This is a genomic window from Pseudomonas sp. 2995-3 (assembly GCF_002742565.1).
GTDB lineage: Bacteria > Pseudomonadota > Gammaproteobacteria > Pseudomonadales > Pseudomonadaceae > Aquipseudomonas > Aquipseudomonas edaphica.
In genome coordinates this window covers 113987-132990 of the sequence record NZ_LJSB01000224.1, presented here as the reverse complement: position 1 = coordinate 132990, position 19004 = coordinate 113987, and the positions used below count along the sequence as shown (strand labels likewise).

Sequence of the window (19004 nt, the reverse complement as noted above, 5' to 3'; positions counted from 1 at the left end):
CTCATGCGACCACACGACCACGCCGCAACACCACCTGGCGGTCCAGGCGCGCGGCGATGCGCGGGCTGTGGGTGACCATCAACAGGCTGGTGGGGCTGTCTCGCAGCAGGTCCAGCAGCAATTGCAGCACGTCATCGCTGGTGGCCTCGTCGAGATTGCCGGTGGGTTCATCCGCCAGCAACAAGCCGGGGCGCGAGGCCAACGCACGGCCCACCGCAACCCGCTGCTGTTGGCCGCCGGAGAGTTGTTCGGGATAACGCTTGAGCAAATCGCCCAGGCCCAGGCGCTCAACCAGTTGCGCCTGCCATTGCGGGTCGAAGCGCCCGGCCAGACGTGCCTGGAACGCCAGGTTGTCGTCGACACGCAAACTGCCGATCAAGTTGAACTGCTGGAACACCAGGCCGATTTCGGTACGCCGCCAATGCGCCAGTTGGGCCTCGCTCAATTGGTCCAGGCGCTGCTCGCCCACCTGGACAGTGCCACTGTCCACACGGTCGAGCCCGGCAACCAGATGCAGCAACGTACTTTTTCCGCTGCCGGACTCGCCCATCAGCGCCAGGCTGCTACGTTCCCCCAGGTACAGGTCGACACCCGCCAGCACCGGCAGTGGACCTTGCGGGGTGGCGTAGCTTTTAACAACACCTTGCACCTGCAACATAAACACGCTCGTTTAAAGGACTGCAAACGAGCATAACGGCTGGTTGACGGCCCCATGCAAATTTTTCACATGGATTTCACTGCTTGCCCACCCTCGCCCCTCTAAATTGCCCGCCATGCGTTGTTAGACGGCAACTTGTTAGTTACCGCCCACGGCAACTTTTAACCGTCGAATGTTCAGCCAAAAGACAGCAGCGCTATGACACGCTCCGCTTCAACTACGGACATCCGTCAGTGCGTTGCGCCTATTTGAATAAAACACTGAAGACAGTGCCCATGGTGAATGATGTGGTTGACCTTACCCTGACCAAACCGCGCTCACGCCGGGGCTATCTCAAGCGCCTGCGAAAGTGGTGGGCGGGCCTTGCCGTTATCGGCTTGCTGCTCGCCGGTTTCCTGGTGTGGCCGTTCTCGCCGCGCGACCTGAGCGTCGGCGATCGCCTGCTGACCTCGCAAGTGCTGCCGGCCTGGCGTAATGGCGACCTGATCGTGCTGGTGCGTCACGAAGAGCGCTGCGACCGCTCGCCCAATGCCTGCTTCGGCGCACCTGAAGGCCTGACGACCGTCGGCACCCAACGCGCTGAAGAAGTGGGCAAGGCCTTCAAACTACTGGGCCTGGAAAACAGCGACATCGTTGCCAGCCCGGCCTTGCGCACGGTACAGACCTCGCACTTCATGTTCGGCAAAGCCGAGCTGACCGCTGGGGAAAAGACCATCTGTGGCGAGGACATCGATGAAGAACTGCTCAGCCGCAAACGACCTGGTCGTAACCTCGTTTTTGTCACCCACAGCGGCTGTATTGCCGACTTCGAAAGCGCCCTGGGCTACCCCCATGCGACGTTCTCCGAGTACGGCAGTGCCCTGTTCGTGCGCGTACTGGCCAACGGCAAATTCGAGACGCTTGGCATCATGAAAGGCCCCGCCTGGGCCGCCGTACTTAAAAAGCTATAGACACTTTTTTACCTATAACTTTCTTCATGTTCAGCAAAACGACAGCCCTGTTCTGGCATGTTCAACTGCGCCCGCTACTATTGGACGTCATGAATACTTTCATCGACTTAGTGAACTTAGTGATTCTTCCTACAAACTTTTACACATCTGCTTACTTCGCCATTAAACGTCAAGGAGCGACGTTTTCATGACTCGACTGCTTAAACCCTTACCTCTATTGCTATTGGCCTTCGCGGTATTCTATCTACTGCCCATGGGCCTGCACGGTTTGTGGATCCCGGATGAAACCCGCTACGCCCAGATCAGCCAGGAAATGCTCCAGAGCGGCAACTGGGTCGCACCGCACTTCATGGGTGTGCGCTATTTCGAAAAACCTGCCGCCGGCTATTGGCTGATCGCCCTCGGGCAGGCGGTGTTCGGCGAAAACCTGTTCGGTGTGCGTGTGGCTTCGGCCTTGACCACCGGCCTGAGCGTGGTGCTGGCCTACCTTATCGCCCGCCGCCTGTGGAACGACCCACGCAAAAGCTTCGCCTGCGCCCTGCTCTACATGAGCTTCGGGCTGGTGGCCGGGCAAGCGGGGTATTCCAACCTCGATCCGCAATTCACCTTCTGGGTCAACCTCAGCCTGGTAGCGCTGTGGTTTGCCCTCGACAGCCGCACCTCGCGTGCTCGTCTGGGTGCCTGGGCAGTGCTGGGTGTGGCCTGCGGCATGGGCTTTATGACCAAGGGCTTTCTGGCCTGGCTGTTGCCCGTGCTGATCGCCGTGCCGTACATCCTCTGGCAACGCCGGCTGGGTGAACTGTTGCGCTACGGCCCGCTGGCGATTGTGGTCGCCGCGATCGTCTGTATGCCGTGGGCCTTGGCCATTCACTTGCAGGAGCCCGACTACTGGCGCTTCTTCTTCTGGCACGAGCATATCCGTCGCTTCTCTGCCGACAATGCCCAGCACGCGCGCGCCTGGTGGTTCTTCCTGCCGATCATGGTGGTTGCCTGCCTGCCCTGGGCGGCGTTGCTGCCGGCCACACTGATCAAGACCTGGAAAGACAAAGCCCAGCCGGCCATCGTGTTCCTGGCGCTGTGGCTGCTGTTGCCGCTGACCTTCTTCAGCATGAGCCGCGGCAAATTGCCGACCTACATCATGCCGTGCCTGCTGCCGCTGGCCTTGTTGATGGGCCATGCATTGATCGACTTGATCCGGCAAGGCAAGACCCGCGCGATCCTGATCAATGGCCTGGCAAACGCCGTGATCGGCCTGGCGGCGATGGTGGCGTTGATCTACCTGCAAATCAGCAACCCGATGTACGGCAACAGCCACGCAGAGATGTTCAGCCTGTCCCTGGCGTTTATCGTTTTGCTGGCCTGGATTCTCGCCAACCTGCTGCAAGCGCTGCGCCCGCTGACCTTGTGGGCAATGCCGGCCCTGGGCATCGGCTTGCTGGTGGCGTTATTGCCGGCGGGCATGCCGGCGATGATCACCGATACCGAAATGCCCGACCAGTTCGTGCTTGAGCATCTGGATGAATTGCAACAAACCCATGCTTTGATCAGCAACGAGTTGGGCTCCGCATCGGCCTTGTCCTGGCGCCTGGGTCGCCCGGAGGTGGCGTTTTACGACACCGAAGGCGAGCTGCGTTATGGCCTCCAGTACGCCGACTCGGTGCACCGCAAGGTCGACCTGGACAGCGTGCAAACCTGGCTTGCGCAGGCGCGCCAGCAAGGTTCGGTCGGTGTGCTGATGCGCGTGCGCAGCACCAGCGAACACCGCGAAGAAGGGCAACTGCCACCGGGTGGCAAACGCTATCGCAAAGGCGCCCTGCTCTTGATTATTTATCCGCAGCTTCCTTAACGTTACGTCTGCCTTGAGAGCCGCCCATGAGTGTCTTCAAAACCGAACGCGGCGCCCTGGTGCTGCTGCTGGGCGTCTCGGCGCTGCTCCTGCTGCTGGGCCTGGGCAGTCGCGACCTGTGGGGGCCGGAAACCCGCTGGGCCAATATCGCGTTGCAGATGCTGCAAAGCGGTGATTACTTCGACCCCTACCTCAAGGGTGCGCCCTACTACGACAAACCCCTGCCCTCCTACTGGCTGATCACCGGCTTCGCCAACCTGATGGGCGGACTTGGCCCCTGGTCGCTGCGCTTGTCGTCAGTGATTTCAGCGTGGCTGAGCATCTGGCTGGTGTACTTGATCGGCGAACGCCTGTTTCGCAAAGGCACCGGGCTGATTGCCGGCTGGATGCTCGCCACCACCTTCTACTTCCTGTTCTGGGCGCGCGTGGCCACGGCCGATATCCTCACCGTGTGCGGCGTGCTGGCAGCGGTGTGGTGGTATTGGCGCGGGCCGGACGACACGCGGCTGGGGCGCTACACCGTGTTTTTCCTGCTGCTGGCGGCCACCTCGCTGTTCAAAGGCTTGATCGGTTTTGTGCTGCCGGGCCTGGTGCTGCTGCCGCACCTGTTCAGCGAACACCGCTACAAGCGCCACCTCAACCTGCGCCTGCTGCTGGCCATGCTGATTGCAGCGGTGTTTTATGCAATTCCCTTCGTGCTGTCCCACCTCTACGGCGCGCCGACTTACGGCGAGAGTGGCCTTGAACTGGTATTCAAGGAAAACGTCGTGCGTTTCTTCGACCCTTTCGACCACATGGGGCCGATCTACACCTACCTGATCTACCTGCCCGCCTACACCTTGCCCTGGGCACCGTGCTGGTTGCTGGGCCTGTGGCTGGCGCTGCGCAACTGGCGCCAAACGCCACCGAACGTGCGCTGGCTGGTGTGGGGCCTGGGCCTGCTATTTGTGTTTTTCACCGCCAGTGGCAGCCGGCGCAGCTATTACGTGCTGCCGCTGGTGCCTTTTGCCCAGTTGTTGGCGGCCTGGTGGTTGAGTGAACGCCTGGAGCAAAAAACCGCCAGTTGGCCACGTTGGCAAAAAGGCTTCGGTTTCACCGCAGGCTTGCTGCTGCTGGTGCTCGGAGGGATCTATCCCTGGGTCAACGGCAATGGCGGCGTGACCCGCTTCGCCGACGACGTACAGGCCGAGGCGGTCAAAAGTGCGCCGTGGGCTCACTGGCAGATGGTGATGGTAGAAGTCGACAACAAGGTGCCGATGTACCTGCAAAATGGCGGCAAACCGTTCTACTACGTCAGCGAGACCCAGGACTTCCCGCGCCAGGGCGACAGCGCCGCCTTGATGGCCTGGCTGGAAAAAACCAGCGGCCAGGGCTTCGACCCGCAGCACACCATTATCGTCGCGCAGTATTCCAAGGAAGACCCGACGCCGCTGGCCTACCTGGGCGCGGATCACACGGTGATCACCACACAGCCGGATAATGGCGAGCGGTTGTTCCAGAAGCGCTCGGGTGGCAGCGTGGCGTTTGTTCCAACGCCACGCTGACGGCATTATCGGCGTCACCCTGCCTGGAACGCCGCTAGCGCTTCTCAAACACGGCATAACCGACATAAGCAAAATCCGACAGCCGCCGCGCTTCAGAACCGGGGTAAGTGAAATGCTCACGTGTCAGGTAAGACGCAGGAAGGTCAGGAACGTCCTCCACCCTTCCGTCTATTTCGCCGTTACTGGCCGTGGAATGGGCGCCGCCTTGCTGATCAATGAATTCAAGGAGGTGTTCAGCATTCGCGGCACTGGCTGCGCGAACATCGGCGGGTAACCGGGGGTCGTTCCAGTCACCGCCTACGAGCACTTTGAAGGCGAGCCGTTCGTTCGCGTCGAGCACGTTATCAAGTGCCTTGAACAAGGGATTCACCGTGATTGCCTGCACCGCGCGTCGGTCACCTGCTGCGCGGCCGTGGGGGGCAGGCTTTGGCCAGACGACCCCACGACCGCCCTCCCCCAGTACGCGGTAGCCTTGCTCGGCGAACTGAGTCAGGCGGTCCACCTCGGACGCAAACCCCTTTATACCCTGCACGTCCAGGCGCCCATCCCCTGGATAACTGCCTTTGACCCGGCGCAGACAGGGGTCGTTGTCGATGTGGTGGATCACCCGCGCCAGGCGATACATGGCGTCGGCGCGCGACACGGGGTCTGGGTTGGCGGCGGTAAAGTCGCCCACCTGTCGCTTCAAGTGGGTGATCAGTCTGGTTTGGCGCTCACGCCTTTGTGGGTTCCAGCCATAGGCTCGCGACATGATGCCCGTGCCCAGCATGGGGTTGTCCTTGTAGATCTGCGTCGCTGAGCGTTGATCATCCGCCGGCCGTGTTTGCCCGCGCGTCGGCAGGCTGCAGGTGTCGGCCTCAGTGAGAGGGGCTGGCAACATCGGCGCGCGCGTCTGTATGAAAGGCTGAAAGTGTCCAAGCGTTGGGGTCATGAGCCAGGTTGTCCATCAAAATCCAACGGCGTCGAAACGCTGACGCCGACGTTTCAGGCGAAACTGCACAATGTGTTGGTGGTGACGGCAAAAAAGGTTCCATCGGAACCTGCGGTTGATGGCGATCGTTCCCACGCGCAGCAAAGGAACGCCTCTTGGGACGCGCTGCGTCTCTCCACCATTGCGCACTTGCGACGCGGAGCGTCGCGGGCTGCATTCCCACGCGGAGCGTGGGAACGATCAAATCGGAACCTGCGGTTGATGGCGTTTGGTCATGGTTTGTAAAGGGCCAGCAAGGCGTGTCCCTTTTAATTGCAGGACGTTTCCTAGACAATCCCTGCCGCCTTGTGCCTGTTGGAATCGATGGCTAGTCTGCGATCCGTCACTGCTCATCAGTGATCGGGTTTAGTCGCCCGCTAACATCACGCGCACGGTCTTCCGCCGATTTTTATGGTGGCTGTGCGTGGGGCGCCTTCGGGTGCGCCGGGTTTCGTGATGACCGGTCGACTAACCTGCGCACAGTCGCCACCCATTCGTTTAGTCGCGACGGGTGTCGACTCCTAATCATCACGGAGTTACACCATGAAAAAAGTCGTCCCCGACCCACCCCGCAACGCCAACAAAGACCGCGCCGCCTTCAATCGCGCCATCGACCATTACCTGCCCTCCAAAGGTGTTCAAATCGAAGACCTGAGCTTCGAAGATGCCCTGCTCTACACCGCCAGCTTGCTCGACAGCGCTTCAGCGACCGCGCTCAATTGCGGTGATCTGCTGGCCAGCCCCCAGCGGGCGAAGATTCTGGCGGTGTGGCATTTGCTTGAGATGGCCAAGACCACGGTGGACCGCTCTATCGAGTGCCTGAACCCGCCAAAACATCGCTCTGAATAAACTCGATTAACCCTGTGGGAGCGGGCTTGCTCGCGAATGCGGTGGGTCAGTCAACTTATCTGTAACTGATGCACCGCATTCGCGAGCAAGCCCGCTCCCACATTTGTCCGCATTTGCCCTTTTGAGATCGGTCCCATGCGTGGGCACGATCAGATCCGGCGGCGGCGGTTGAGTTGGGGGATCGCGGTTTGCGGCACTTCTACGCGCTGTACCTGAGCAGTGGTGCAGGCCGCCAATTGCGCCAACGTCGGCTGGCTGAACAAGGTGCGCGCATCCACCTCTAACCCGGCCTTGCGCATCCGCGCCACCAGGTTCACGGCCAACAACGAATGCCCACCCAGCTCGAAGAAGTGGTCGTGACGCCCTACCCGAGCAAGCTTCAACACGTCGGCCCAGATGCCCGCCATCAGGGTTTCAATCTCACCCACCGGCGGCTCATACGCGCGACTCACAACCGCCTCCAACCCAGGCTCCGGCAAGGCTTTGCGGTCGAGTTTGCCAGCCGGGTTAAGCGGCCATTCATCAAGCTGCACAAAGGCCGCCGGCACCATGTATTCAGGTAACTGTTCCAACACGTACGCACGCAAGGCTTCCAGGCTTGGCGCTTGCCCGCGCAGGGTAAAGTACGCCACCAAACGCTCATCACGAATCAGCACCGCCACGTCCCGCAGCGCCGGGTGCGCGGCCAGGCGCGATTCGATTTCGCCCAGCTCCAGGCGTACGCCCCGCAGCTTGACCTGAAAGTCATTGCGCCCCAGGAACTCAAGGTTGCCATCGGGCAAGTAACGCACCAGATCGCCGGTGCGATACAGCCGATCACCGGCCACAAAAGGGCTGTCGATAAAGCGCTCGGCGGTCATCTGTTCCACGCCCAAATAGCCCCGCGCAACGCCGACGCCGCCGATATGCAGTTGGCCGCTGACGCCCATGGGCACCGGCGTGTCATGCTCATCCAGCACATACAGGCGGGTGTTGTTGATCGCCCGACCAATCGGCAGTTGCACGGCCGGCACGGCGGCGCCGGGTTCCAGGGTCCAGGCGCTGCTGTCCACTGTGGCTTCGGTGGGGCCGTAGACGTTATGCAAGCGCACGTTGGGCAAGCGTGCCTGCACGCCTCGGGCCAGGGCTTCAGTGAGCTCACCGCCACCGCAGAGCACGTCGGTGAGGCTGGTGCACAGCGCGGACTCTTCCAGTTCCAGAAACTGCTGCAACATCGCCGGCACGAACTTGATCACGCTGATCTGTTGCTCGCGGATCACCTGGGCCAGGTACGCCGGTTCACGGTGCCCATCGGGCCGTGCGAGCACCAGGCGCATGCCATTGGTCAGCGGCCAGAACAGCTCCCACACCGAGCCATCGAAGCTGAACGGCGCACGTTGCAACAAGGCGCCGCCCTGGGCATTCGGGCACAACCGGGAGCCCCAGTGCATCAGGTTGCTTAAGCCCCGATGCTCGATCATCACGCCTTTGGGCGTGCCGGTGGAACCGGAGGTGTACATCACGTAGGCCAGGTTGGCGACGCTCAAACCGGGCACTAACGGGTTGCCGATAGGCGCCTGGCTCCAAGCGCAGCGGTCGAAGTCGATTACCGGCATCGACACCTCGCCGGGCAAGTCACGGGTGGCCGCGTGCACCAGTAACGCGACGGGCTGACTGTCGCTGAGCATGTAGGCCAGGCGTTCGCGCGGGTAGCCTGGGTCCAGCGGCACATAGGCGCCGCCCGCCTTGAGGATCGCCAGCAACCCCACCACCAGTTCCAGCCCGCGCTCGACGCACAGGGCCACACGCGAATCCGGCTGGACGCCGCGCTCGCGCAGGTGAAAGGCAAGCTGGTTGGCACGCTCGTTGAGCTCGCGGTAGGTCAACTGCCGTTCGCCGGCCTGCACCGCAATGGCATTGGGAATCTGCCGCGCATGGGCTTCGAACAGGGCTTGGACGGTGAGGGTTTCAGGGTAGTCGGTGTGGGTCGCATTAAAGTCCAGCAACTGCGTTTTCAGTTCGCTGGCCGGCAGCACCTGTACCTCGCGCAGGGGTGTGGTCGGCGCGTGTTCAAGGGCTTCCGTCAGGCCGCACAACACCGTCTCGATATAATCCAGCAAGCGCTCGGCACCGACCTTGCGCGGCGCCTTGGCCGTGAGGCGAAAGCCGCTGGCGACGTCGTCGACCGTCAGCATCAGCGGGTAGCTGAGGATGTCTTCGCTGCTGAGCAGCGCAATGCCCGGCACCAGGTTCAGGTCCCTGTCCGCCGCCGTGTGCCGATAGTTGAGCAGGCTGTTGAACAGCGGCGATGCACCGCTGCAACGCTGGGCCAGGGCCAGCGATGCCTGTTCATGGGCGACCAGCGCGCTCAGTTGCGCATGGGTGTCTGCCAGCGCAGCGACCACGCTTTGCCCGGCCAGGCGCACGCGCAGCGGCAAGGTGTTGATGAACATGCCCAAGGCACGGTCGGCGCCCTCGCCGGCTTGCAAACGGCCGAGCAACACGGTACCGAACACCACATCATCGCGGCCCGCGACCCGGCTGAGTACCTGGGCCCAGGCCAGGTGAAACAGGCTCGCGGCACTCACCCCAAGCGCTCGCGCTAGAGCGCGCAGGCGCAGGTTGAGGGCGTCTGCCAAGGGCCGTTCGGCCGCTTCGATGTCGGCGCGATTGGCCTGGCGCTCCTGCAAGCCGAACGCCAGGGTCGGCTCGTCAACGTCGGCCAGGCGCTCGCGAAAGAACGCTTCATGGGCCGCCTGGCGCGCTGCCGAACGGGCCTGCGCGACCACGTTGCGGTAAGGCACCGGTTCCGGCAATTGCGCCTGCTGGCCCAGCAAGTGGGCGCGAATTTCATCCACCAGCACAGTGGTCGAGGTGGCGTCGTTGACCAGGTGATGGAAGCGCAACTTGGCGACCCAGCGCTGGTTGTGCGGCTCCTCGGCGTAATCCAGTGCCATCAGCGGCGCCTGGCGCAGATCCAGCGGTGCGTGCTGATCCTGCAGCGGTTCGACGCGCAACTGCGCCTGGCGCCACACCACTTGCATCGGTTGTTCAAGCGCATCCCACACCAGGCTGGTGCGCAGAATATCGTGACGGTTGATCACCTGCTGCAACGCTTGGGCAAACGCCTCCAACTGGTCGCGACGGACAAAACTGAACAGCGCATGTTGCTGGTAGGGGTCGCGCGCGTCCGTGAGGTGGTGGTACAGCAAGCCCTCCTGCAACGGCGCCAGCGGGTAGATTTCCTGCACATTGGCAGCCCCACCGGGGATGCCGGCGACGATACGATCCAGGCTCGGCTGGTCGAGTTCGGCCAGTGCGAGCATGTCCGGCGTGATGTGGCTGCAACCTGGCGCAATACGATTGCCCGGCACCTGTACCTCACTGCCTCCACTGACCGCCGCCAGCGCGGCGAGCGTCGGCTGGCCGAACAACACCTGCACATCGGCATGCAAGCCGGCCTGGCGCATGCGCTGCACCAACTGCACCGCCAACAGCGAATGGCCGCCCAGTTCAAAGAAATGGTCATGGCGCCCCACTTGCTGCACCTGCAATAGTTCAGCCCAGATCTGCGCCAGCAGGGTTTCCGCGCCTTCGTACGGTGCTTCGAACTGGCGCGTGACAAAGGCTTGCTGGGTGGGCGCAGGAAGCGCCTTGCGGTCGAGCTTGCCGTTGGCGGTCAGCGGCATCGCCTCCAACTGCACATAGGCTGCCGGCAGCATGTAATCGGGCAGCGAGGCTTGCAGATGGGCACGCAACGCTTCGATTTCGACGCTGTGCCGGGCGACAAACCAAGCCAACAACTGGCCCTCGCGACACTGCACCACGGCTTCCTGGACCGCCGGATGGCTGGCCAGCGCGGACTCGATTTCCCCCAGTTCGATGCGCACGCCACGGATTTTCACCTGGTCGTCATTGCGGCCCAGGTACTCAAGGTTGCCGTCGGGCAGCCAGCGCGCCAGATCGCCGGTGCGGTACATCCGGCCCTCGCTGAACGGGTCATCCACAAAGCGCTCGGCGCTCAGTTCAGGCTGGTTCAGGTAACCCCGCGCCACACCCTTGCCGCCGATATACAGCCCCCCCGCCACGCCAATCGGCACCGGGCGCCGCTGTTCATCCAGCACGTACACCGTGGCATTGTCGATCGGCGCGCCGATGTGCAGCGCATGGCCCGCCTCGACGCGCCCGGAGGTGGCGACCACGGTGGCTTCAGTGGGGCCGTAGTTGTTGATCACGTCGAAGGTTTGTGCGCGGCTGAAACTGCGCAGGCGGTCGCCGCCGATCAGCAGGGTGCGCAGGGTCGGGTGTTGCAGGCGCTGGCTGAAGGTGTACTCGGCCACCGGCGTCGGCAAAAAGCACACGTCCAACGGCTGCGCACGCCACCAGTCGAGCAGCGCGTCGATGTCCTGGGCGTCGTCCTGTGCCGGCGCCAGGTGCAAGGTCGCGCCCACGCATAACGCCGGCCACACTTCCCAGGCCATTGCGTCAAAACCGAAGCCGGCCACGCTGGCCGTCTGGCTGCCCGCGTGCAGGTTGAAGGCGCGGCAGTGCCAGTCCACCAGGTTCGACACGGTGTGGTGCTCAACCATCACGCCTTTGGGCAAACCGGTGGAGCCTGAGGTGTAGATCACATACGCGAGGTTCGACGGCGTGACCGCCACCGGTGGGCTGTCACTGCGGCCATGCGTCGGCAGGTCCAAACGGATTATCGGCACGTCGAGCATCGGCAGGCGCGCCAGCACGTTGTGCTGGGCCAGCACCGCCACCGGGGAACTGTCGTGCAGCAGGTAGCTCAGGCGCTCGGCCGGGTGAGCCGGGTCCACCGGTACGTAGCAGGCGCCGGCCTTGAGGATCGCCAGCAACCCGGCCACGGTGTCCAACCCGCGCCGCGCCACAATCGCCACACGGTCATCCGGCTGCACGCCATGTTCGAGCAATTGGTGGGCCAGGGCATTGGCCTGTTGATCGAGCTGGGCGTAGGTCAATTGCCGGTCCTGATGCACCACCGCAATGGCGTCAGGCGTGCGCGCTGCTTGCGCCTCGATGCGCCGATGCAGGGTTTGCGCGCTGGCAGGCGCTTGTGCGGTGGCATTCCACTGCTGCAACCGGAGCTGTTCGGCCGGCGTCACCAAGGCAAACTCAGCCAGCGTCAACGCGGTATTTGCCAACCCCTGCTCCAGCAGCCAGGTAAAGCGCTGCGCCAACGCCTGCACCTCGTCCTCGCGAAACCACGCCTCGTTGTACACGCAGTGCAGGCAAGCAGTGTCCTGGTAACGGTTGCTGCGCAGGTGGAAGGCAATCGGCAGCGGCTCGTGGTAGTTGGATACCTTGACCGCGCGGGCCTGGACCTGGCCGAAGCGCAGGTCGTGATCGTCCTGCTCAAAGGACACCGACAAATCAAACAACTGGCCGCGATCGGTACGGCGCAGGCCTAGTTCACGGTTCATCTCGCTCAGGGGAAAACGCTGGTGGCGAAAGTCCTGCTTGAGCTGGTCACGCACACCGCGCACTACCGCGCTGAACGGCAATTGCGCATCGAACTGGAAACGCACTGCACTGACCTGGGTGAACAAGCCCACGGTGGAACGAAAACGTGCGTTGGAACGGTTGAGAATCGGCAGCCCCACCACCCACTCTTCACGCTGGCTGGTGCGGGTGAAATACACGTACAGCGCCGCCAGCAACACATGGAAGGCCGAGGCCTGGTAACGGTTGGCGACTTGCTCCATGCGGTTGAGCAGCGCTACCGGGAACGGCTCCACCCAGGTGTTGCTCGGCGCCGGGGCGTTGTGGCGCGGCGTCAGCAGCGGCTCGGGCAGCACCTGGTATTTGTCCAGCCAGTACGCGCGGTCACGGGCGTAACGGGCCGATGCCTGGTAACGCAGGTCCGTGTCGATAAAGTCGATATAGGACGGGGCGTACGGCTCCGGTTGCCGCCCCTGTTCAAGGTCGGTGTACAGCCGGGCCAGGGATTGCAGCACCTGGCCAAAGCCCCAGCCATCGAGAATCAGGTGATGGGCCTGGATGCCGAGGCGGTAGTGGTCGTCGTCGAGCTTGACCAGGACAAACCGCAATAACGGTTCACCACTCATCGCATAGGGCCGGGCCATTTGCGCTTGCATCAGCGCCTGGCTCGCGGCCTGCGGGTCTTGCAGCGCGCAGAAGTCGTGCCGTTGTACCTGCACCGTCAGCGCAGCGTCGAAGGTCTGTCGAGGCAAGCCGTCGGTATCGGTGTGCAACTGGGTGCGCAAGGCATCGTGCTTGGCCACCAGCAGCTCGACGGCGCGCTGGATCAGTTCCGGCACCAAGACGCCGGCAAAATCAACATAGCCGCCAATGTTGTACAGCGGCGAGTCGCCTGCTCGCAGTTGGTCGAGCCAGATGTCCTGCTGGGCGGCAGTCAGGGGGAAGCTTGGGGAATGCTTCATAAGATCCTTCTCAATAGGAGTCCGGCACGGCCGCACACGGGCCCATTTCGCCAAAATTGCCGGATTTGAGCATGGCGACCCGAAGGTGTCTGTCACCCGAAACCCGGACATTCATATGGATGGAAACGGGCTTGGCTGATGGTTAACTGCTGAAACGATTAAAGCGCTGTAGGAAATTGACTACACATGGCCGCAGTCAGTTTTTCTCAACACGCCCCAATTACTTATTTTTACTATAAATATCAATTGGTTAATCAGCTCTAATTTTTAGCCATGGTTTTTCGTTGGCGGAATTCTCCGTCTGAAACGTCGAATTAATGACGTAGTTTTTATGGCAGCTTGTGTCCCTCGTTTCCGCTACATACGTAGGACAAATCGCTATGGCTAAATAAAATCTCGAACGCCGAATGACGCTAAAGAAGAGTCACGTTCAAGGAGTACGGGCCGCCCCACACAGACCCAGGGCACCCGTTGACGGTTTTCGACATCAAGGATGAGATGGCTATGAGTCTGACTTCTAGTATTGGCGGCGCCCACAGCCCGCAGTTCTACGCCGAAATGGGTGAATTGATTTCAAACAGCGGCCAGGAAAATTTCGCCGCCAACATGCTGCATCTGGTGGATAAATGGGTGCCGATTCACTTGGTCGACCTGAGTGAATGGACCCTCGACGAACTGCGTGACAGCGCGATCGATATTCAACTGCTGGGCAGCGCCGGGTTGAAAAAACACCTGCTGGCGCCCCAGCCCGTACATGCGTTGAACGACCACCCGCTGCTACGGGAAATGCTGCGCATGCAAGACCCGTTGCTGATCCAGATGAAGGCCAAGGCCAACAGCGCACACCCACGCGGCACCTCGCACCAGTGCAACCTGGTCTCGCGCCAGGGCAACCGACGCTGCGTGATTTCGTTCTACCGCCCGCCGACCCAACAAGGCTTTTCCCTGGCAGAACTGTCGTTTCTCAAGTGCTTGTCGGACACCCTGTTGCCGTTGATGGAACGGCATGCGCGGATTTTGCGCCAGGCCCCTCACAGCCAGGCCGAACCAGCCCACAGCCAGCTGGAACAGTCACAGTTGCAGCGCGAGTTCTACAAGCGCCTGTCCCTCAGCGATATCACCCTGTCGGCGCGTGAGCAGGAGGTGTGCCTGGGCCTGTTGACCGGCGGCACCGTGCCGCAAATGGCGGAAAAACTCAGCGTGAAAAACAGCTCGATCGAAACCTACCTCAAGCGTGCCGCCGCCAAACTGGGCGTCAGCGGGCGCCATGGCCTGGCCAAATGGATGGTTGGCGCCTGATGAAAAAATTCGCCCTCACCACCGTTGGCATGGCCTGGGTGCTCGGCGGTTGCTCGCTGATCCCCGAGTATCAGCGGCCCGCTGCGCCGGTGCCGGCGCAGTACCCACAAGGCGGGGTCTACAGCCTGGCGCAAGCCGGCACTGTGGCGGTCGAGCCGGACTGGCAGCAGCTGTTCCACGACCCGGCGCTGCAACAGCTGATCGGCGCAGCGCTGGCCAATAACCGCGACCTGCGGGTAGCGGCGCTGAATGTGCAGGCGTTTCAGGCGCAGTACCGCATCCAGCGAGCGGACCTGTTCCCGGCGATATCGGCCAGCGGCGCCGGCAAACGCCAGAAAGTGCCGGGCGATCTGACCGGCACCGGCAAGTCGGCGATCACTTCCAACTATTCGGCCACCCTGGGCCTGAGTGCCTATGAGCTGGATCTGTTCGGACGGGTGCGCAGCCTCAGCGAGCAGGCGATGCTCACGTATCTGGGCACCGAAGAGGCGCGGCGCAGCGCGCAACTGAGCCTGGTGGCCAACGTCGCCAATGCCTACCTGACCTGGCGCGCCGACCAGGAGCTGCTGACCCTGGCGCAGCAAACCCTGACCGCCAACGACCACAGCTGGCAGCTCACCAGCCGCAGCAAAACCGCGGGCAAGGCCTCGGCACTGGATGTGGTGCAAGCCCGCACGGCAGTAGAAAGCACCCGCGCCAGCGTGGCCCGCTATGAGCGCCAGGTCGCCCAGGATGTCAACAACCTGGCCCTGCTGGTGGGCGGCCCGGTGGATGAAAACCTGCCGTCGCGCCCGCTCGCTGATGACCTGGTGGCGCGCCTGCCCGCAGGCTTGCCCTCCGACCTGCTGCAACGGCGCCCGGATATCCTCCAGGCCGAATACCAACTGCAAGCCGCCAACGCCAATATCGGCGCGGCGCGGGCAGCATTTTTTCCGTCGGTGACGCTCACCGCCAACGCCGGCAGCACCAGCAAGGAGCTGTCGGGGCTGTTCAAGGGCGGCGCGGGCACCTGGACCTTCCAGCCGCAAATCAACCTGCCGATCTTCAACGCCGGCAGCCTGCGCGCCAGCCTCGACTACGCCAAACTGCAGAAAGACATTACGGTGGCGCAGTACGAAAAATCCATTCAAACGGCGTTTCAGGAAGTCGCCGACGGCCTCGCCGCCCGGCAAACCTTTAACGACCAGTTGGACGCTCAACGGGATTTCGTCGCCGCCAACCAGGCCTATTACGACCTGGCCCAGCACCGCTACCGCAGCGGTGTGGACAGCAACCTGACGTTCCTCGATGCGCAGCGATCCTTGTTCAGTTCGCAGCAGGCGCTGATTGTCGATCGGCTGGCGCAACTGGTCGCGGAGGTGAACCTGTACACGGCTCTGGGCGGCGCCTGGAGCGTCAACCCATTGATTTCGCTGACTGATCGTTCCCACGCTCCGCGTGGGAACGCATCCCGTGACGCTCCGCGTCACAGCTCACAAGGCTCACATAAGCGCTGACATCGGGACGCGGAGCGTCCGGGGCGGCATTCCCACGCTGAGCGTGGGAACGATCAGTTCTGCCAGCGCAACGCCAATGCTGCCGGGCGGCGTATGACCTGCTCCACCGTTACTGTCCACAACCGCTGGGCGCCCTCGAAGCTGGCCACCTCAGGCCCGTCGAGGATCAGCGAAGTGCGCCCGGCAACCTGCAACACATCGCCCGACTCAAAATCAATAAACAGCAACCCCGCCACCGGGTTGAGCTGCAAATTGCCCAGGGTATTGAAGAACAGGTTGCCGGCAAAATCCGGGATGGTCAGCACGTCGCCTTCAACCCGCACAAACCCCGTATTGCCGCCTCTGTGTGAAACGTCCACCGAGCGTGCGCCATCCACGTCGGCGTAGCTGGCGACGAAGAAAGTGTCGGCGCTGCGGATCAACATTTGTGCCGCAGCGTCCAGGCTGTTGAGGCGCTCGACCGTGGTGCCGGGCTTGCGGGCGATGCCGTCGACGGGCCGCAACTGGATGTATTTGGGGCAGTTGCCATAGGTGTGCACCACATCGACCGAAAAACCTTCGTGGTCCAAACCACCGATGCGGCCGTTCATGCGGTTGCGGCGCCGGGTGTTGAGGTCAATGCCGAGCAAACCCACGCTGGCACCTAAGTGCAAGGCGCCAAGCGCCGGGTCGCTTTTGGACGGCAAACTGTCGATCTGCAAGGTGTGTGGGTCGGGTGAATGCGCAAAGCCCGGCGCGCCTTCAAGCATGGTCGCCCAGGGAATGCCCTGGGGATCCACTACGCCGAGCATCAGGTAGGGCAACAGCGGGTAGAAGTCGCGATGCTGCTCCGGCAAGTGATCGCGAATCACCTTGAGCCCGACCACGGCCATGCGCTCAGCCGCACCAGCGCTTGCTTGCAGGTGCCGTTCGCCGGCATGCCAGGGAGATTGTTCGACTGGGTTCATGTTGAGCACCTCAGGTTGGATGCGCCCATGCTGCGCCCCACCTGCCAACGTGAGAATGCCCACACTTGGCAATCCACTATTTCACCGACTGAAATGCCGGATGCTCACGCAGCGCCGCCACACAGTGGTCAACAAAACTGCGTACGCGCATCGGTGCGTTGCGGCCCTCGCGGTACACCACATGCACCGGCAACGGCGGCTGTTCAAAGTCAGGCAACACACGGCGCAACTGGCCGCTCAGCAGGTGCTGGTGCAGCGGGTAACTCACGCAACGAATCACCCCCGCACCCTGCACCGCCGCGTTGATTGCACCTTGCACGCTGGCACAGCTCAAACGCGCGCGGGCCTTGAGCTGCAAGCCTTGAAAATCCCAGGCCACCGGGTCGGCACTGGCAATCAGCCGATGCTTTTTAAGCTCGCTCGGATGTCGGGGTTCGCCATGGGCGGCGAGGTAATCGGGGCTGGCGCAGAGGATATGCCGCACCTGCCCCACCGGCCGAGCGATCAGCGATGAATTGGGCAATTCGCCGACCAGGATCGCCACATCCAGCCCCTCTTCGTGCAGGTTCGGGTAGTAGTCGTGGTAGCGCGCCACCAGGCGGACGTCGGGGTAGTTGTCCATATAGCTGGCCAATACCGGCGCCATCACATAACGGCTGAACAGAAACGGCAAGAACACCTGCAAATTGCCCTGGGCCTGCACGTGCAAGCCCTTGGCCGAAGCCTCGGCGGTATCGACGGCTGCCAGCAACCGCACGCAATCGGCCAGATAGGCGCTGCCCGCTTCGGTCAAGCTCACGCCGCGTGTGCTGCGTTGCAACAACGGCACCCGCAGGCGGGCTTCCAGGCGAGCAACCGCACGGATCAGGGTCGGGCCGGAAACCTGGGCCTGGCGCGCCGCCGAAGCCAGGCTGGGCTGATCAGCCAGCGCTGCAAACAGCTGCATGTCGCGATAGCGTTCCATCAGCCGCGGCGCTTCATCGCCGGGTTCAGGGCAGCGTCCTGCCCGAGGCGATGGGTGAGGAAGTCCACAAAGGTGTGGACCTTGGCCGGTACGCGGCCGCTTTTCTGGAACACCACCTGGATCGGCAGCGGTGGCGGTTCAAAAGCCTCCAGCACAACCTCCAACTCCCCCGCCGCCACCGCTGCCGCGACCTGATAAGACAGCACCCGCGTCATGCCCCAACCCAGGCGCGCCAGGTTGATCGCCGCATTATTTGCCGTGACCACCAGACGCGGCTCGATGGGCACCGTCAACGGCTGCCCGGCGTCGACGAACGCCCATTCACTTACCAGCTGGCTGGAGGATGACGTGACGATCTTGGCTTCACGCAACTGCTCAGGCCGTTGCGGCCGACCGTGCTGGTCGAGGTAACCGGGCGATGCACACACCACCCGGCGCACTTCCCCGACCTTTATGGCCTGCTGTCCAAGTTCTTGCAGATGACCGATACGCACGGCCACATCGACGCCTTCGTCGGTCATGTTAACCACACGGTCGACCAGTAAGGCGGTGATATTTACCAAGGGAAAGCGGTCCAGGTAATCCCCCAGCACCGGCGCCACATACAGCTCGCCGAACAGCACCGGCGCGGTCACCGTCAGGTGGCCGCCGGGGATGGAGTAGCTGCCCGCCGCCGCTTCCTCGGCTTCATCGAGCTCGGCCAGGATGCGTCGGCAATCTTCCAGGTAACGTTGGCCGGCTTCGGTCAGGTGCAGGCTGCGGGTGGTGCGTGCCAGCAACTGCGTGCCGATACGCTGTTCCATGGCGGCAATCGCTCGGGTCACGCTGGGCGGCGAGGTTTTCAGGCGCCGCGCAGCGGCAGCGAAGCCCTCCTCCTCGGCCACCGCCAGGAATACCTGCATCTCATGAAATCGATCCATCGGCACGCCTTCTCATTAGCTGAAAACTACTCACCCGTGGCGAGGGAGCTTGCTCCCGCTGGGGCGCGCAGCGGCCCCCAAAAAAATGACCGCGTATTGCCTGAATTAATGCGCTGCCCTTATTGGGGCTGCTGCGCAGCCCAGCGGGAGCAAG

At 62.6% G+C, this 19004-nt stretch carries 12 protein-coding genes; 6 read left to right on the top strand and 6 right to left on the bottom strand.

Annotated elements, in window-relative coordinates; genetic code table 11:
- Nucleotide 1: 1 nt before the first annotated feature.
- Nucleotides 2–658, bottom strand: coding sequence for an ABC transporter ATP-binding protein (locus tag AOA62_RS23875; protein ID WP_017139562.1), 657 nt, complete (start codon nucleotides 656–658; stop codon nucleotides 2–4).
- A 275-nt stretch (nucleotides 659–933) separates the two neighbouring features.
- Between AOA62_RS23875 and AOA62_RS23870 the strand changes: the two genes are divergently transcribed.
- From AOA62_RS23870 to AOA62_RS23860, 3 genes are all read left to right on the top strand, one after another.
- On the top strand, nucleotides 934–1608 hold the full coding sequence (locus AOA62_RS23870) for a histidine phosphatase family protein (protein WP_178075654.1): 675 nt from the start codon (nucleotides 934–936) through the stop codon (nucleotides 1606–1608).
- A 187-nt stretch (nucleotides 1609–1795) separates the two neighbouring features.
- Nucleotides 1796–3454: a lipid IV(A) 4-amino-4-deoxy-L-arabinosyltransferase gene (gene arnT / locus AOA62_RS23865; protein WP_099549970.1), complete on the top strand. Its 1659-nt coding sequence runs from the start codon at nucleotides 1796–1798 to the stop codon at nucleotides 3452–3454.
- A 26-nt stretch (nucleotides 3455–3480) separates the two neighbouring features.
- Complete coding sequence (locus AOA62_RS23860) at nucleotides 3481–4998, top strand: glycosyltransferase family 39 protein (protein WP_099549969.1); 1518 nt, start codon at nucleotides 3481–3483, stop codon at nucleotides 4996–4998.
- A gap of 34 nt (nucleotides 4999–5032) precedes the next feature.
- Here the strand turns inward: AOA62_RS23860 and AOA62_RS23855 are convergent, their stop codons facing one another.
- Nucleotides 5033–5878: a hypothetical protein gene (locus AOA62_RS23855; protein WP_143521906.1), complete on the bottom strand. Its 846-nt coding sequence runs from the start codon at nucleotides 5876–5878 to the stop codon at nucleotides 5033–5035.
- A gap of 633 nt (nucleotides 5879–6511) precedes the next feature.
- On the opposite strand from AOA62_RS23855, the gene AOA62_RS23845 reads away from it, so the two are divergent.
- Nucleotides 6512–6817 carry a hypothetical protein gene (locus tag AOA62_RS23845; RefSeq protein WP_099549967.1) on the top strand — a complete coding sequence of 102 codons (306 nt, stop codon included), beginning with the start codon at nucleotides 6512–6514 and terminating at the stop codon, nucleotides 6815–6817.
- 149 nt (nucleotides 6818–6966) lie between these two features.
- Here the strand turns inward: AOA62_RS23845 and AOA62_RS23840 are convergent, their stop codons facing one another.
- Nucleotides 6967–13224: a non-ribosomal peptide synthetase gene (locus AOA62_RS23840; protein ID WP_099549966.1), complete on the bottom strand. Its 6258-nt coding sequence runs from the start codon at nucleotides 13222–13224 to the stop codon at nucleotides 6967–6969.
- Nucleotides 13225–13728: 504 nt separating this feature from the next.
- Between AOA62_RS23840 and AOA62_RS23835 the strand changes: the two genes are divergently transcribed.
- Entirely contained in the window at nucleotides 13729–14523 is a 795-nt protein-coding gene (locus tag AOA62_RS23835) for a helix-turn-helix transcriptional regulator (RefSeq protein WP_026013880.1), read from the top strand.
- On the top strand, nucleotides 14523–16019 hold the full coding sequence (gene adeC, locus AOA62_RS23830; protein ID WP_256592471.1) for an AdeC/AdeK/OprM family multidrug efflux complex outer membrane factor: 1497 nt from the start codon (nucleotides 14523–14525) through the stop codon (nucleotides 16017–16019). Before AOA62_RS23835 ends, adeC begins: the two co-directional genes overlap by 1 nt.
- A gap of 53 nt (nucleotides 16020–16072) precedes the next feature.
- Here adeC and AOA62_RS23825 read toward each other — a convergent pair whose 3' ends face one another.
- From AOA62_RS23825 to AOA62_RS23815, 3 genes are all read right to left on the bottom strand, one after another.
- Nucleotides 16073–16966 (bottom strand): pyridoxamine 5'-phosphate oxidase family protein, encoded by an 894-nt coding sequence (locus tag AOA62_RS23825; protein ID WP_099549993.1) that lies wholly within the window; start codon nucleotides 16964–16966, stop codon nucleotides 16073–16075.
- 76 nt (nucleotides 16967–17042) lie between these two features.
- Nucleotides 17043–17930: a LysR family transcriptional regulator gene (locus AOA62_RS23820; RefSeq protein ID WP_099549964.1), complete on the bottom strand. Its 888-nt coding sequence runs from the start codon at nucleotides 17928–17930 to the stop codon at nucleotides 17043–17045.
- Nucleotides 17930–18850 carry a LysR family transcriptional regulator gene (locus AOA62_RS23815; protein WP_017139575.1) on the bottom strand — a complete coding sequence of 307 codons (921 nt, stop codon included), beginning with the start codon at nucleotides 18848–18850 and terminating at the stop codon, nucleotides 17930–17932. Before AOA62_RS23815 ends, AOA62_RS23820 begins: the two co-directional genes overlap by 1 nt.
- Between the last annotated feature and the right edge of the window lie 154 nt (nucleotides 18851–19004).

Bases quoted from the DNA above. Each gene is read 5' to 3' on its own strand.
- AOA62_RS23835 (WP_026013880.1), top strand. From the start codon at position 13,729: ATGAGTCTGACTTCTAGTATTGGCGGCGCCCACAGCCCGCAGTTCTAC.
- arnT (WP_099549970.1), top strand. From the start codon at position 1,796: ATGACTCGACTGCTTAAACCCTTACCTCTATTGCTATTGGCCTTCGCG.
- AOA62_RS23820 (WP_099549964.1), bottom strand. From the start codon at position 17,930: ATGGAACGCTATCGCGACATGCAGCTGTTTGCAGCGCTGGCTGATCAG.
- AOA62_RS23860 (WP_099549969.1), top strand. From the start codon at position 3,481: ATGAGTGTCTTCAAAACCGAACGCGGCGCCCTGGTGCTGCTGCTGGGC.
- AOA62_RS23815 (WP_017139575.1), bottom strand. From the start codon at position 18,850: ATGGATCGATTTCATGAGATGCAGGTATTCCTGGCGGTGGCCGAGGAG.
- adeC (WP_256592471.1), top strand. From the start codon at position 14,523: ATGAAAAAATTCGCCCTCACCACCGTTGGCATGGCCTGGGTGCTCGGC.
- AOA62_RS23870 (WP_178075654.1), top strand. From the start codon at position 934: ATGGTGAATGATGTGGTTGACCTTACCCTGACCAAACCGCGCTCACGC.
- AOA62_RS23875 (WP_017139562.1), bottom strand. From the start codon at position 658: ATGTTGCAGGTGCAAGGTGTTGTTAAAAGCTACGCCACCCCGCAAGGT.
- AOA62_RS23825 (WP_099549993.1), bottom strand. From the start codon at position 16,966: ATGAACCCAGTCGAACAATCTCCCTGGCATGCCGGCGAACGGCACCTG.
- AOA62_RS23855 (WP_143521906.1), bottom strand. From the start codon at position 5,878: ATGTTGCCAGCCCCTCTCACTGAGGCCGACACCTGCAGCCTGCCGACG.
- AOA62_RS23840 (WP_099549966.1), bottom strand. From the start codon at position 13,224: ATGAAGCATTCCCCAAGCTTCCCCCTGACTGCCGCCCAGCAGGACATC.
- AOA62_RS23845 (WP_099549967.1), top strand. From the start codon at position 6,512: ATGAAAAAAGTCGTCCCCGACCCACCCCGCAACGCCAACAAAGACCGC.